This window comes from Arthrobacter sp. E70 (genome assembly GCF_058266945.1).
On the sequence record NZ_JBYQFR010000009.1, the window covers coordinates 1 to 13,337 of the forward strand.

Below are 13,337 nucleotides of genomic sequence, written 5' to 3' on the forward strand. Positions count from 1 at the left end.
CGACGGCCTCCAGGCCCGCGGCGCCGATACCTCCAAGCTCCGCGTCTCGGCCAACGCGCACCTCGTGGCCCCGTACCACCAGGTCCTGGACAAAGTGACCGAACGCTTCCTCGGCAAGCGCGCCATCGGCACCACCGGCCGCGGCATCGGCCCTGCCTACATGGACAAGGTGGCCCGCCTGGGCATCCGCGTCCAGGACGTCTTCGACGAATCCATCCTCCGCCAGAAGGTGGAAGGCTCGCTGCGCCAGAAGAACGAACTCCTGGTCAAGGTCTACAACCGCCGCAGCGTAGTGGTGGACGAGATCGTTGACTACTTCCTGTCCTTCGCCGAGCAGCTCCGCCCGCTGGTCATCGACAGCACCCTGGTCCTCAACTCTGCGCTGGACGAGGGCAAGGTGGTCCTGATGGAAGGCGGCCAGGCAACGTTCCTGGACGTGGACCACGGCACCTACCCGTTCGTTACCTCCTCCAACCCCACCGCCGGCGGGGCCTCGGTCGGCTCCGGCATCGGGCCCACCCGCATCTCCCGCTCCATCGGCATCATCAAGGCGTACACCACCCGCGTCGGCGCCGGTCCGTTCCCCACCGAACTCTTTGACGAGATGGGCCTGTACCTGCAGAAGACCGGCGGCGAATTCGGCGTCAACACCGGCCGGCCGCGCCGCTGCGGCTGGTATGACGCCGTCCTGGCCCGCCACGCCTCCCGCGTCAACGGCTTCACGGACTACTTCGTCACCAAGCTGGACGTGCTCACCGGCATCGAGCAGATCCCCGTGTGCGTAGCCTACGACGTGGACGGTGTCCGCCATGACGAGATGCCCATGACGCAGACCGAGTTCCACCACGCGAAGCCGATCTTCGAGTACTTTGATGGGTGGACCGAGGACATCACCGGCGCCCGCACCCTTGCGGACCTGCCGGAGAACGCCCGCAATTACGTCCTGGCGTTGGAAAAGCTCTCCGGCACCCGTTTCTCGGCAATCGGCGTCGGGCCCGACCGGGACCAGACGATCGTGGTCAACGACCTCATCAACGACTAATCCCTGCATTTCCGGTAAGTTCGACGGCGGCGGCGCACCTTGGCGGGTGGGCCGCCGCCGCTGTTTCCACGGTGGGCAGCAATTTACACAGGCTTAACCCGCCCGGTCTTGTAGGCCTGCACGTTGGGGCGCCAGAATTTTTAGCACCATTTGAACTGATCAGCAGACGGTTCCAGCAGACCCCCAATGGACGGCGCAGCGGTGCGCGCCCCGGATGGGCCGCCGCCGGCAGGACCGCCCAGACCGGAAGGAAACCATCGTGGCAGGAAATTTCGAAGTCTTTCTTGACCCGGAGTCGCTGTACAGGTTCCGCCTGCTGGCGCCCGACGGCACCGTGATGGCCGTCTCCGGAGCGTTCAACGACAAACGGGGCGTGGCTGCCGGCATCGCCGCGGTCCGTGAATGTGCGGGGACTGGCTTGGTCACCGACCTATGCCCCCAGGGAGCCGCGGCCCGCCCGGCCGCCGGCGGTGCAGACGTTTCCGCCGGGCCGTCCGCCGTCGTCGTTCCTGCCTGTGATGACCAGCGGCTGCCCGCCCGACTGCACGCCTTCGCACTCGCCAAGGGGCCGCGCCGGCAGGCGACGCTGCCCCGCTGGACCAGGGGAGCGGTCCGCTGAGGGCCGCAGAAAAAAGTTTTTAAAAAACTTTTGAAATCGCGTAACCCTTTCGGGGGTGCCAACGATTATCCCTGTGTAGCGCCGGTCTGGAACTTGTCCCCCATCACGTTCCAGGCCGGCTCTTCCTTTTTCCCGACGGTGCTGGCGACGCACTTTCGGCATGGGCTGGTCCGACCCGCCCGCCTTCCTGCCGCGTAGGCTAATCGCATGGGCCACACAAACGATCCGGCAGTCATCGACCGACTCATGCGCACCAAGGGACGGTGGGCCATCGTCGGCCTGACCACCAACGAATGGCGCGCCGCCTACGACACCTCACTGTTTATCCGGGACCGGATGGGCATGGAAATCATCCCCGTCAACCTGCCCGGGGACGCAGTCCACGGCGAAACCGGCTACCGCACCCTCCGTGACATTCCGGCGGAAAAGCAGCCGATCGACGTCGTCGACTGCTTTGTAAACTCGCAGAAGGTGGGCGATGTGGTGGACCAGGCCATCGCCGTCGGCGCCAGGGCAGTATGGCTGCAGCTGGGGGTCATTGACGAGGCAGCCGCAGCACGCGCCAAGGCAGCCGGCCTGGACGTGGTGATGAACGCCTGCCCCGCCCAGCTCGCATGGAAGTACAACCTCTAGCGGATCATCAGTCGGGGGTAGTGCCGCTCCGTGACGTCGGGGTGCGCACGCATCCGGCCTTTGAGCATGTTGAGGCCGAAGGTCGAGAGCAGGGGATTGCCCGGATCGTCGGTGATGCCCCGCGCCTGGGCTTTCAACTCCGGCGGCAGGGGCACGGGTCCGATCTTGGCATCGAGCCGCGGGGACCAGAAGAAGGGGACAGAGTAGCGGTCCACGCCTGGCGGCGGCGCCTGTACGCGGTGGATGGTGGCCGCCAGGTAGCCCTCGGTGGCCACTTCCAGCATCTCCCCGAGGTTCACCACCAAGGCACCGCGAAGGGGTTCCACGGGCAACCATTCGGTGGTGCCCGGAGGCAGGACTTCAAGGCCGCCCACGTCATCCTGGAGCAGGAGGGTGACGAAGCCGTAGTCGGCGTGCGAACCCACACCCTGGTCGCCCGCCGCTTCCACCACACCGCCGACGTAGTGCACCAGCTTGCCCATCCATGCCGGGGCGTCCCTGAACGGTTCATCAAAGTAGTCTTCGGGCAGCTGCAGGGATACTGCGATGGCCCTCAACAGTTCCATGCCCACCGCTGACATCAGGTCCGCCCACGCCATCGCCGCCGGCTTGAGCTCCGGAAAGGACTCGTCCGGCCAGAGGTTGGGGCCCTGCAGCAGCCAGTACGGCTGGTCGGCCGGATAGTCCTTCACCGGGGCGCGTTCGGGGGAGTAGTCGATCTGTTCCCGCGCGTCCGCCCGGCCCTGCGTCACCTCGGTTCCCATCCGGGTGTAGCCGCGGAAATGCGGCGACAGGCGGTTGTCCAGCTTCATCCGCTCCTCGAGGGGCAGGCCGAAAAAGCGCCGGACCACCTCCAGGAGGTCTTCAGCCTGGCCGGGCGAGCCGCCGTACCCGGTGACCTGGAAGAACCCCACATCATGGGTGGCGTGCCGCAGCTGCTCAATGAATTCGGGGCGGAACGAGCCGTAGGGCTGCCGTGCGCTACTCAGGTCCAGAACAGGTATGGGCCCCTGGTCGTGTGACATCCTCGCAGACTAGCACCGCCGGGCCGGGCTTTATAGGCTTCGTTCATGAACCCGGATGCTTTGAGGAAAATCTGTCTTTCCTTTCCCGGCGCCTATGAGGACTTCCCCTTCGGGCCGGAGACATCGGTGTTCAAGGTCCGGACCCAGGTTACCGGCGGGGCCAGGCACGAGGCCAGGCTCTTCGCGCTGTCGTCCATGGACGTGCGCGACTTCTACGTCAATCTGAAGTGCGAGCCCGCCCTGGCGGTTCAGCTCCGTGCGGTACATCCCGAAATCACAGGTGCGTGGCACATGAACAAGACGCACTGGAACGGCATCCGCCTGGACGGCTTGCTGCCGGACGACATGGTCCGTGACATGGTGGAAGACTCGTATGACCTGGTGGTTTCCGGGTTGAGCAGGAAACAGCAGGAGCAGCTGGGCTGGGCACGCCTGGGAGGGGCAGGAACGGATGACTGACAGGGGACAGGTTTTGGGTGCACTGAATTATCCGGGAGTGGGAGCCACCGAACAGGGGTCCGCCCCGGAGGGGTTTGACCGTGTCCTGGAGGAGGCCCGGCTGGGCAGCGGACTCGCAGTCTACCGGCGAGTGGCGGACGGCATCCTGGCGTGGGAGCTGCAGCGCCGGGCGGGACTTCGGGTCAGCGCGGATGCACCCAAGGCGGTACCCGGGGCGCGGGTGGTGAGCGGCTTCGGCGTCGGGCCCCTCCGCCTGAACGCGCCCTGTGAGGTGGTGTGGGTCCACGAGCCCTCGCCGGTTGGTATGCCGCAGTCGGCGGGGTTCGGCTACGGGACGCTGCCCGGCCACCCCGCCCGCGGCGAGGAATCCTTCGAAGTGGAGATCAATGGCCAGGGGGAGGTCTGGCTACGGATCCGCGCGTTCAGCAGGCCCGCAAACTGGTTCTACGCGGCTGGCGGAATGGTGACCCGGGCGGCCCAGCGGCACGTGACGGGCCGGTACATTGAAGGGGCACGCACACTCGCCCAGGAAGGACCAGCCCAGTGATTTTTATCGTCGTTAAGTTCAAGGTCAAGCCCGACTGGTCGGAGCGCTGGCTGGACCTGGTGGACGGCTTCACGAAGGCGACGCGGCAGGAGCCTGGCAACCTGTGGTTCGACTGGTCCCGCAGCGTAGATGACCCGAACGAGTTCGTCCTGGTGGAGGCCTTCAAGGACGACGCCGCCGGTGACCACGTCAACAGTACCCACTTCAAGCAGGCCATGGCCGACATGCCCCAGGCGCTCGCCGAGACACCCCGGATCATCAGCCGCCAGCTCGAAGGCCAAGGCTGGGACCAGATGGGCGAGCTCACCATCGAGTAGGGAAGGCCCGCCATGTGGATCGGCTGGATTGAGTTCGACATCCTGCTCGGGGACGTGCACAGCCTGAAGGAGAAGCGCTCCGTGGTCCGGCCGCTCCTGGCCGAACTCAAGCGCCGCTTCGAGATCTCCGTCGCCGAGGTGGGGGACCACAGCCAGTACCGGCGCACGCAGCTGGGCGCTGGCCTCGTCGCAGCGGACCGGCCACACCTCGTGGAGGTGCTGGCCGCCGTCGAACGCTTTGTGGCGGGCCGGCCGGAGATCGAGCTGCTCAGCGTGCGCCAACGGGAGCTCCACAGCGAGGACTGACCCCCATCGATTGCTCCGTAAACGCCCTTTGTAGCGTCAAAAGGGCGTTTGCGGAGCAGTCGATGCGGGGTGTGGATAACTTCTGCGGAGCTTGCACGGTTTTGGTCTGATGTAGCCATGAAGACTGCACGTCCGCTTCCGGAAGTACTTGAGGGCCGCCCCTTCACAGCGGCTGAGGCTGCACGGGAAGGGGTCTCGGCCAAACGCCTCAGGCATCGTTCCCTCAGCAGGCTTGGCAAGGGCATCAGGGCGGACGGCCCGACGGCGGAGCTCGCCTTGAGCGTCAGGGTGCGGCCTTTCATCGAGGTCAACGAGCTCTGCGCTGCCTCGCATGTTACGGCTGCGGAGCTTCACGCGCTGCCTCAGCGGCGCCTTGACGCCTTTGACGTCTACCACCTCATCCGTCCGGAGGGCGCAGCCCACCTGGCCCGGCCCCACGTCATCGTCCACCGTATGAAGCTCTACGAGGACGAGGTGATGATGGTTGACGGGCTTCCGGTCACAACCCCTGAGCGAACCTGGCTGGACATGGCGGAGCTGCTGTCCGTGGATGAGCTCGTGGCAATGGGGGATAACTGCGTCCGTGTGCCGAGGCCTGAATTTGAAGACCGGGACATGCCGCTGTGCAGCGTCGGCGACCTGCAACGAACCATTGACAGGCACCGGGGAAAGCGGGGGCTCCGGAAGGCGAAGGAGGCCCTGGAACTCATCCGGGTCGGATCGGATTCTCCGCAGGAAACGATGCTGCGGCTCGCCATCGTCCGCGCGGGGCTGCCCGAGCCCGAGCTGAACGTTCCGATCATCGCCGACGACGGCACCAGGCATCACGAGCCCGACCTCTCGTACCGGAAGTACCGGATTGGTATTGAGTACGACGGCGAGCACCATGGAGAGGAGGGGCAGATCGTACGGGACATCTACCGCTCAGAGCGCTACGCCGCCCTGGGGTGGACGGAGGTCAGGATCTCGAAGCGCCATATGCTCAACGACGCCAAACCGGCCGCGGCCAAAGTTCTTGTTGCCTTGGTGCAGGCCGGCTGGCGGAGATGCAATTAAAAACGATTGCTCCGCAACCGCCGTTTTGAGTGCTCAAAAGGGCGGTTACGGAGCAACCGATGAGGGCTAAATCAGCCGAAGTACTTCGGCAGCGTCCCTTCGTGGGCTTCGCGGAGGGCGTCAAGGGACAGGCTCTCCACGCCGTTGATCTCCAGCGTGCCGCTGGCTGCGTCCACCACGCCGATGCGGGTGTGCGCGAAGCCGCGGGCGGTGCACATGTCGGTGAAGCGGACTTCCTCGGACCGCGGGACGCCAACGACTGCACGGCCCTGGGACTCGGAGAAGAGCGCGGTGAACAGGTCCACGCCGTCCCGGTCCAGAACGTCCTGCAGTGCGATCCGGGCACCGACGCCGTAGCGCAGCGAAGACTCAACCAGGGCAGCCGCGAGGCCGCCTTCGGAGAGGTCGTGCGCGGAGTCGATCATGCCGTCGCGTGAGGCGTTGATCAGGATTTCACCCAGGGCGCGTTCTGCCTCAAGGTCCACCTTCGGCGGCTGCCCGCCCAGGTGGCCGCGCATGTTGGCCCACTCGGAACCGTCCAGCTCCGCAGCGGTGGTGCCCAGGAGGTAGATCGCCTGCCCGTCCTCACGCCAGCCCGACGGCGTGCGGCGCGCAACGTCGTCGAGCTTGCCCAGGACCGCCACCACGGGGGAGGGGTGGATGGGCGTGGTGCCCGTCTGGTTGTACAGCGAGACGTTGCCGCCGGTGACCGGGATGCCCAGCACCATGCAGGCGTCGGACAGGCCGCGGATGGCCTCGGCCAGCTGCCACATGACGTCCGGGTCCTCGGGGGAGCCGAAGTTCAGGCAGTCGCTGACGGCCATGGGGATGGCGCCTGCGGTGGCAACGTTCCGGTAGGCCTCGGCCAGCGCCAGCTGGGCACCGTGGTACGGGTCGAGGTAGGTGTAGCGGCCGTTGGCGTCGGTAGCCAGGGCAACGCCCAGGCCGGACTCCTCGTCCACGCGGACCACCCCGGCGTCGTCGGGGAACGCCATCGAGGTGTTGCCGCCCACGTACCGGTCATACTGGTTGGTGATCCAGGACTTGGAGCACATGTTCGGCGATGCCACCAGTTCAGTGACGGCGGCAGCCAGCGAGGCCGGGCTGGTGGGGCGCCCGGCGTCCTGCACGGAACCGGTGAAGGTGTCGGCCTGGACGGCGTCCTGCCACTCGGGGCGGGCGAACGGGCGGTCGTAGACCGGGCCGTCGTGCGCCACGGTGCGGGGATCGACGTCGACAATCACGTCGCCTTCCCAGGTGATGATCAGCCGGCCGGTGTCGGTGACTTCGCCCAGCCAGGAGTACTCCACGGCCCACTTGTCCATCACGGCTTCGAACGCTTCCACGTTCTCCGGGGTGACCACGGCCATCATGCGTTCCTGCGACTCGGACATCAGGATTTCGCCCGGGGTCAGTGTGGGGTCACGCAGCAGGACCGAGGTCAGCTCAACCTGCATGCCGCCGTCACCGTTGGACGCCAGCTCGGACGTGGCGCAGGAGATGCCTGCCGCGCCGAGGTCCTGGATGCCTTCCACCAGTGAGCCCTTGAAGAGCTCCAGGCAGCATTCGATGAGGACCTTTTCGGCGAAGGGGTCGCCCACCTGGACGGCGGGGCGCTTGGACGGCTTGGTGTCGTCGAAGGACTCGGAGGCCAGCACGGACGCGCCGCCGATGCCGTCGCCGCCGGTGCGCGCACCGAACAGGACCACCTTGTTGCCCTTGCCCGAGGCGTTGGCCAGCCGGATGTCCTCGTGCCGCATGACGCCCACAGCGAGGGCGTTGACCAGGGGGTTGCCCTGGTACACGGAGTCGAAGACCATCTCGCCGCCGATATTGGGCAGGCCCAGGGAGTTGCCGTAGCCGCCGATGCCGGCCACTGCGCCGTGCATAACACGGGCGGTGTCCGGGTGGTCGATGGCGCCGAAGCGCAGCGGATCCATCACGGCCACCGGGCGGGCGCCCATGGAGATGATGTCGCGGACGATGCCGCCGATGCCGGTCGCCGCACCCTGGTAGGGCTCAACGAACGACGGCGAGTTGTGCGATTCGATCTTGAAGGTCACGGCCCAGCCGTCCCCCAGGTTGGTCACGCCGGCGTTTTCGCCGATGCCCACCAGCATGTCCTTCTTCATCTCCTCGGTGACCTTCTGGCCGAACTGGCGCAGGTGGTTCTTGGAGGACTTGTAGGAGCAGTGCTCGCTCCACATGACGGAGTACATGGCCAGTTCGGCGCCGGTGGGGCGGCGGCCCAGGACCTTGACGATCTCGTCGAACTCGTTCTGCTTCAGGCCCAACTCGGCCCAGGGCAGCTCGGTGTCCGGGGTCTTGGCAGCATTCTCGACGGTGTCGATGTTGAACTTCTTGGTGGTTTCGGTGGTCACTTGTCGCCTCCCACAATCTTGTTCAGTACGGAGGTGAAGAATCCCAGGCCGTCGGTGTCGGACCCGCCGATCCCGTCCAGCGACTCGGGGCCGAAGCCCGGTTCCACGGCGTGCTCGGGGTGCGGCATGAGGCCCACCACGTTGCCGGCGGCGTTGGAGATGCCGGCGATGTCGCGGCGGGAACCGTTCGGGTTGAAGCCCACGTACCGGAACACCACGCGGCCCTCGGCCTCAAGGGCGTCGAGGGTCTTCTCGTCCGCGATGTACTGGCCGTCCTGGTTCTTCAGCGGGATGGTGATCTCCTGGCCCGCCTCGTAGTCAAGGGTCCACGCGGTGTTGCTGTTTTCGACGCGCAGCACCTGGTCGCGGCACAGGAACTTCAGGTGGTCGTTCTTGATCATCGAACCGGGCAGCAGGTGCGACTCGGTGAGGATCTGGAAGCCGTTGCAGATGCCCAGGACGGGAAGCTTGGCGTCGCTGTTGGCGGCGTCGATGATCTTCGACATCAGGGGTGCAAAGCGGGCAATGGCGCCGGCGCGCAGGTAGTCACCGTAGGAGAACCCGCCGGGGATGATGACGGCGTCCACGTCGCCGAGTTCGCTGTCGCCGTGCCACAGCTCGACGGCGGTGGCACCGGCCAAGCGCACGGCGCGGGCCGCGTCCCGGTCGTCAAGGGTTCCTGGGAAGGTGACGACGCCGATGCGGGCGCCGGCCAGGCGTGGCGCCGCCGCGACGGCGACGGCCTCGCCGATCAAGGGAAGTTCAGTCATGTCAGGCCTCGACGACCTCGACGTTGACGACGTCCTCGATGACCGGGTTGGACAGGAGGGTTTCGGCGGCGTCGCGGGCCTGGGCCAGGATAGCCTCGGTCACCTCGCCGTCGACGGTCAGTTCGAAACGCTTGCCCTGGCGGACAGCGCTGAAGCTGGTGAAGCCCAGCCGGGGCAGAGCGCCAACGATTGCCTTCCCCTGCGGGTCCAGAATCTCGGGCTTGGGCATGACGTCAACAACGATCCGGGGCATCCGGTAACTCCTGTGCGTGAGCTTGGGTAAGGGCGCAGCGGAGTGGTGCCGTCTCACGCCTACCAGGATCTTGGGGACAGTTGGGCAACTGCCGTGGTCAACGATGAGGTGGGGCGCTCCGCGAGCTTGCCCTCCCATTCTACCGGGCCGCGCGGACCCCTTTGTATTCTGTGAAATCGCGGCCGGGAGACGGCGGGAACCCTCCCCTGCTGGGTGCCACCGGTGGAGTTCTGGAGTTGACCGCCTGCCTTCATTAGGATTGCGGCATGGCTGAGAATTCGAAGTCCCTCCTGCTGCCAGTGGTTGCCGCGGCGGTGTTTGCCGGGCTGGGCCGGATGGTGTTCCAGAAGGTCAAAGCTGACCGAGTGGCCCGCCAGAACAAGGTAGCCGGGCCGGTGGATGAGAAGACCAGGCAATGGATCAGTGAGGTAGTGCGCACGCCGCGGCCTTAGCGGGAGCAGGCCAATCCTCGCCAGGGCGTCCTTCGGGGCGCCCTTTTTCGTGCCCGGCCGAAGCGGCTTCCAAGGGGTATATGACAATGAGAGATAGTTCTTTGTTTGCTATGTCATATCCGGCTATCAGTCTGTAATCTTTGAGCAGTCTGGTCTCACCAAATTACAAAATCTGTAATTTCTTCTGGGGTGCCAGTCGTCCGGCCGCCCCTTATTGACTGGCGGCCCATCGTGAAAGGGTTGCGCGTGAATTCAACTGGAAAGAGCCCCGTGCGGGCTGGGGGACTCCGGAAGGCTGCGGCGCTTGCCGTCGGGCTGCCCCTTTTGCTTGGGTCATTGGTGGCTGGTCCCGCATCGGCGGCACCGGAAGACCGGGGGCAAGCGGGCACGGCCGCAGGCGCCCAGGGCACTCAGTTCAAGGACGGCCGGTACATTGTGGTCCTGGCCGGACCGGCAGCTGCGGCTTATGAAGGACAGACCCCGGGGCTTGGGGCAACCAAGCCGCAGCAGGGTAGGAAGCTGGATGCGGGAAGCGCCAACTTCAAGGCCTACGACGCCCACCTGCGCCAGCAACAGCGCGACGTCGCTGCCAGCCAGGGAGTGGCCCCTGCCAAGCAGTACACCGCAGCGCTGAACGGGTTCACCGCAGAGCTGACCGCGGGGCAGGCCGCCGCGCTGTCGAAGGACAGCCGGGTCCTGGTGGTGGCGCCCGAGGTTGAGAACACGCCGGATTACACCACCACAGACTTCCTCAAGCTCACCGGCCCTGAGGGCATGTGGGCAAAGCAGTTCGGCGGGGAGGCCAATGCCGGAAAGGGTGTCGTGGTCGGTGTCATCGACTCCGGCTACGCTCCGGACAACCCCTTCCTCCAGGGTGAACCCGTCGCACCCCTGCAGGGCAGGCCGCAAGTGGGGGTCCCGTACCGCACCGGCGAAGGCAGGATCGCCATGCTGAAGGCGGACGGCACCACCTTCGAAGGCGAATGCCAAAAGGGCCAGCAATCCGGGGCAACGTTCAACGGGTCGCTCTGCAACTCGAAGGTCATCAGCGCCCGCTACTTTGCCGACGCATTCCTGCAGTACGTCGCCCCGAAGGACCGTGCCAAAGAAGAACTGATCTCTCCCGTTGACGTCGGCAGCCACGGCACTCACACGGCCACCACAGCGGCCGGCAACGCGAACGTCGAACAGGTGATCGACGGTGTCAGCTTCGGGAAGAGCTCGGGTGTGGCACCCGCCGCGAAGGTCTCCGTCTACAAAGTCTGTTGGGAGGACAATAGCCCCGACACGGGCGGCTGCTACTCCTCCGCCTCCGTCGAGGCGGTGGAAGCAGCCCTCAAGGACGGCGTGGATGTCCTGAACTACTCCATCTCCGGAAACAACAACAGCACCACCGATCCCGTGGCGCTGGCCTTCCTGAACGCCGCTGCCGCCGGCGTCTTTGTCTCCGCATCGGCCGGCAACTCCGGCCCCACGGCTTCCACCGTGAACCATGCCTCGCCGTGGCTTACCACTGTGGCTGCCTCCACCTTCCCCAGCGACCTGCTCGGAACAGTCAAGGTCTCGGACGGCTCGCTGTACCGTGGCGCCTCCATCATGAAGGCCGAGGTGGCTGACAAGCCCACGGTGATCGCTGCGGCGGCTGCCGCCGCGGGTGCCACGAATGCCAACCTGTGCGCACCCGGATCACTGGATCCGGCGAAAGTGGCGGGCAAGGTGGTGGTCTGCGACCGCGGCGTGGTGGACCGGACCGCCAAGAGCCAGGAAGTCCTGGACAAGGGCGGGGTGGGCATGATCCTGGTGAACCTTTCCAGCAGCTCGGAGGACGCTGACAACCACGCGGTGCCCACCGTCCACGTCAACGCTCCCAAGAGCCTGGAGCTGAAATCCAAGCTGGAAGCGAACCCCGCACTCACCGTTAGCCTGGTGAAGGGTGACCTGACCGGCCTGCCCCCGGCCCCCGCGCCCCAGATCGCAGGATTCTCGTCCCGCGGTCCCACCCTCGCCGCCGGCGGCGACCTGCTCAAGCCCGACATCGCCGCGCCGGGCGTCAACGTCCTTGCCGGCGTCTCCACCATCGGCAATGACGGCGACGAGTTCGGTTTCATGTCCGGCACGTCCATGGCGGCCCCGCACATTTCCGGCTTCGGCGCCCTGGTGCTGGGCAGGCAGCCGTCATGGAGCCCCGCGATGGTCAAGTCCGCGATGATGACCACCGCTTACCCGTTGGTCAAGGCTGACGGCTCCGCCAACACCGATCCCTTCCAGGGCGGGGCGGGGCACATCGATTCCGCCCGTGTCCTCGATCCCGGGCTGGTCTACAACTCAGGCAGCCAGGACTGGTTCGGATTCCTCAACGGCCAGGGTGTGCAAACCGGTGCTCCCCAAGCGGGATCAATCAATGCCCGTGACCTCAACCTCCCGTCTATCGCATTGGGAAGCCTGGTAGGCGAGGTCCAAGTGAAGCGCAAACTCACGGCGTTGGTCCCGGGAACTTACCGGTCGGAACTCAATATGCCGGGCTTCAACGTTCAGGTGGAGCCGAAAGTCCTCAACTTCACGAAGGCAGGCGAAACCCGTGAGGTGACACTGACCATCCGCAACTCTGGCGCGCCGATGGGCAAATTCAGCACCGGAACACTGACCTGGAAGGGTCCGAAAACGGCGTCCTCGCCCATCGCCGTTCGCCCGGTTGATGCCCAAATCGCGTCGTCGTTCTCCTTCAACTCGGCCACCGGGACAGGCAGCGGATCCATGGAGCTGGTCTCCGGTTCGGACAGCCCCATCAGCGTCGGCGTGGAGGGCTTGGCACCGCTGAGCCAGACGGCGATAACGAAGACGCCTGGGGCGTACGCGCCCACGAACGACGAGCACAATGCGCTGCTCCAGGTGCAGGTTCCCGCCGGCGCTTCCTTCGCCCGGTTTGGCATCCAGGCGCAAGCGGACGACGTCGACTGGGACATGGTGGTGTACGCGCCGAACGCTTCGGGTGGACTAACGGCAACCCAGGTGGCGACTGCCTCTGCCAGTGAGTTCCTGGATATTGAATCGCCGCGGGCGGGAACGTACTACGTGGTGGCAAACCTGTACTCCACGCCGGACAACGGACCGGCCACCGCTTCCGTCCAGGCGGTGACGTTCGCCGGGGATGCCGGCAACCTCACCGTGGATCCGAACCCCATTATGGCTCCGAACGGAACGGCAACATCGGCAAACCTGGCTTGGACCGGCCTGTCCGAGGGGTCCTACCTTTCGCGGCTGAGTCTGGGCGGGAACGGCGTCAGGACCTGGGTGAATGTCCAGGTGGGGACTGGCTCTGCCACGGCTCCGGCCGGCGCTCCGCAGCTTGGCCTGGCACAGGCGGTGCCCGCCAGCTGACGCGCCAAGATCTGGGGGGAAGGTCCCGGGCGGTCGACAACCGCCCGGGACCTTTTTCGTTCCTGCGGCCCCGTGTTGGCTTCGCAACGTGGGGCGACG

General features: G+C 66.0%; 14 protein-coding genes. 10 read left to right on the forward strand and 4 right to left on the reverse strand.

Annotated features, from left to right (window positions below):
• The 3 genes from AC3IMC_RS12760 to AC3IMC_RS12770 form a co-directional block, all read left to right on the forward strand.
• Nucleotides 1-1,042, forward strand: a 1,042-nt coding sequence (locus AC3IMC_RS12760; protein ID WP_490918921.1) for an adenylosuccinate synthase, incomplete at its 5' end; no start/stop codon positions are given.
• 259 nt (nucleotides 1,043-1,301) lie between these two features.
• Nucleotides 1,302-1,661, forward strand: coding sequence for a YegP family protein (locus AC3IMC_RS12765; RefSeq protein ID WP_490918922.1), 360 nt, complete (start codon nucleotides 1,302-1,304; stop codon nucleotides 1,659-1,661).
• A gap of 207 nt (nucleotides 1,662-1,868) precedes the next feature.
• A complete protein-coding gene (locus AC3IMC_RS12770) occupies nucleotides 1,869-2,294 on the forward strand; it encodes a CoA-binding protein (protein WP_490918923.1) in 426 nt (141 codons plus the stop codon).
• Here the strand turns inward: AC3IMC_RS12770 and AC3IMC_RS12775 are convergent.
• Nucleotides 2,291-3,319, reverse strand: coding sequence for an isopenicillin N synthase family dioxygenase (locus AC3IMC_RS12775; RefSeq protein WP_490918924.1), 1,029 nt, complete (start codon nucleotides 3,317-3,319; stop codon nucleotides 2,291-2,293). The two genes, AC3IMC_RS12770 and AC3IMC_RS12775, sit on opposite strands and share 4 nt — an antisense overlap.
• Before the next feature lie 45 nt (nucleotides 3,320-3,364).
• Here AC3IMC_RS12775 and AC3IMC_RS12780 point away from each other — a divergent pair, with 45 nt between their 5' ends.
• The 5 genes from AC3IMC_RS12780 (at nucleotide 3,365) to AC3IMC_RS12800 (ending at nucleotide 6,004) form a co-directional block, all read left to right on the forward strand.
• Nucleotides 3,365-3,778 (forward strand): MmcQ/YjbR family DNA-binding protein, encoded by a 414-nt coding sequence (locus AC3IMC_RS12780; RefSeq protein ID WP_490918925.1) that lies wholly within the window; start codon nucleotides 3,365-3,367, stop codon nucleotides 3,776-3,778.
• Nucleotides 3,771-4,325: a DUF1990 domain-containing protein gene (locus AC3IMC_RS12785; RefSeq protein ID WP_490918926.1), complete on the forward strand. Its 555-nt coding sequence runs from the start codon at nucleotides 3,771-3,773 to the stop codon at nucleotides 4,323-4,325. The genes AC3IMC_RS12780 and AC3IMC_RS12785 overlap by 8 nt, the downstream gene beginning before the upstream one ends.
• A complete protein-coding gene (locus AC3IMC_RS12790) occupies nucleotides 4,322-4,642 on the forward strand; it encodes a putative quinol monooxygenase (protein ID WP_490918927.1) in 321 nt (106 codons plus the stop codon). Before AC3IMC_RS12785 ends, AC3IMC_RS12790 begins: the two co-directional genes overlap by 4 nt.
• 12 nt (nucleotides 4,643-4,654) lie before the next feature.
• On the forward strand, nucleotides 4,655-4,948 hold the full coding sequence (locus tag AC3IMC_RS12795; protein ID WP_490918928.1) for a DUF503 domain-containing protein: 294 nt from the start codon (nucleotides 4,655-4,657) through the stop codon (nucleotides 4,946-4,948).
• Between the two features lie 117 nt (nucleotides 4,949-5,065).
• Nucleotides 5,066-6,004, forward strand: a complete 939-nt coding sequence (locus AC3IMC_RS12800; protein ID WP_490918929.1) for a type IV toxin-antitoxin system AbiEi family antitoxin — start codon at nucleotides 5,066-5,068, stop codon at nucleotides 6,002-6,004.
• 71 nt (nucleotides 6,005-6,075) lie between these two features.
• On the opposite strand, the gene purL is transcribed toward AC3IMC_RS12800, so the two are convergent.
• From purL to purS, 3 genes are read right to left on the reverse strand one after another with little or no spacing between them, the layout of a single operon-like run.
• Nucleotides 6,076-8,385, reverse strand: coding sequence for a phosphoribosylformylglycinamidine synthase subunit PurL (gene purL / locus AC3IMC_RS12805; protein WP_490918930.1), 2,310 nt, complete (start codon nucleotides 8,383-8,385; stop codon nucleotides 6,076-6,078).
• Entirely contained in the window at nucleotides 8,382-9,155 is a 774-nt protein-coding gene (purQ, locus tag AC3IMC_RS12810) for a phosphoribosylformylglycinamidine synthase subunit PurQ (RefSeq protein ID WP_490918931.1), read from the reverse strand. Before purQ ends, purL begins: the two co-directional genes overlap by 4 nt.
• Nucleotide 9,156: 1 nt before the next feature.
• Nucleotides 9,157-9,408: a phosphoribosylformylglycinamidine synthase subunit PurS gene (gene purS / locus AC3IMC_RS12815; RefSeq protein WP_490918932.1), complete on the reverse strand. Its 252-nt coding sequence runs from the start codon at nucleotides 9,406-9,408 to the stop codon at nucleotides 9,157-9,159.
• 266 nt (nucleotides 9,409-9,674) lie between these two features.
• Here purS and AC3IMC_RS12820 point away from each other — a divergent pair, with 266 nt between their 5' ends.
• Both AC3IMC_RS12820 and AC3IMC_RS12825 read left to right on the forward strand, forming a co-directional pair.
• Nucleotides 9,675-9,860, forward strand: a complete 186-nt coding sequence (locus AC3IMC_RS12820; RefSeq protein WP_490918933.1) for a hypothetical protein — start codon at nucleotides 9,675-9,677, stop codon at nucleotides 9,858-9,860.
• A 270-nt stretch (nucleotides 9,861-10,130) separates the two neighbouring features.
• Nucleotides 10,131-13,238, forward strand: coding sequence for a S8 family serine peptidase (locus AC3IMC_RS12825; RefSeq protein ID WP_490919081.1), 3,108 nt, complete (start codon nucleotides 10,131-10,133; stop codon nucleotides 13,236-13,238).
• Nucleotides 13,239-13,337 lie beyond the last annotated feature (99 nt).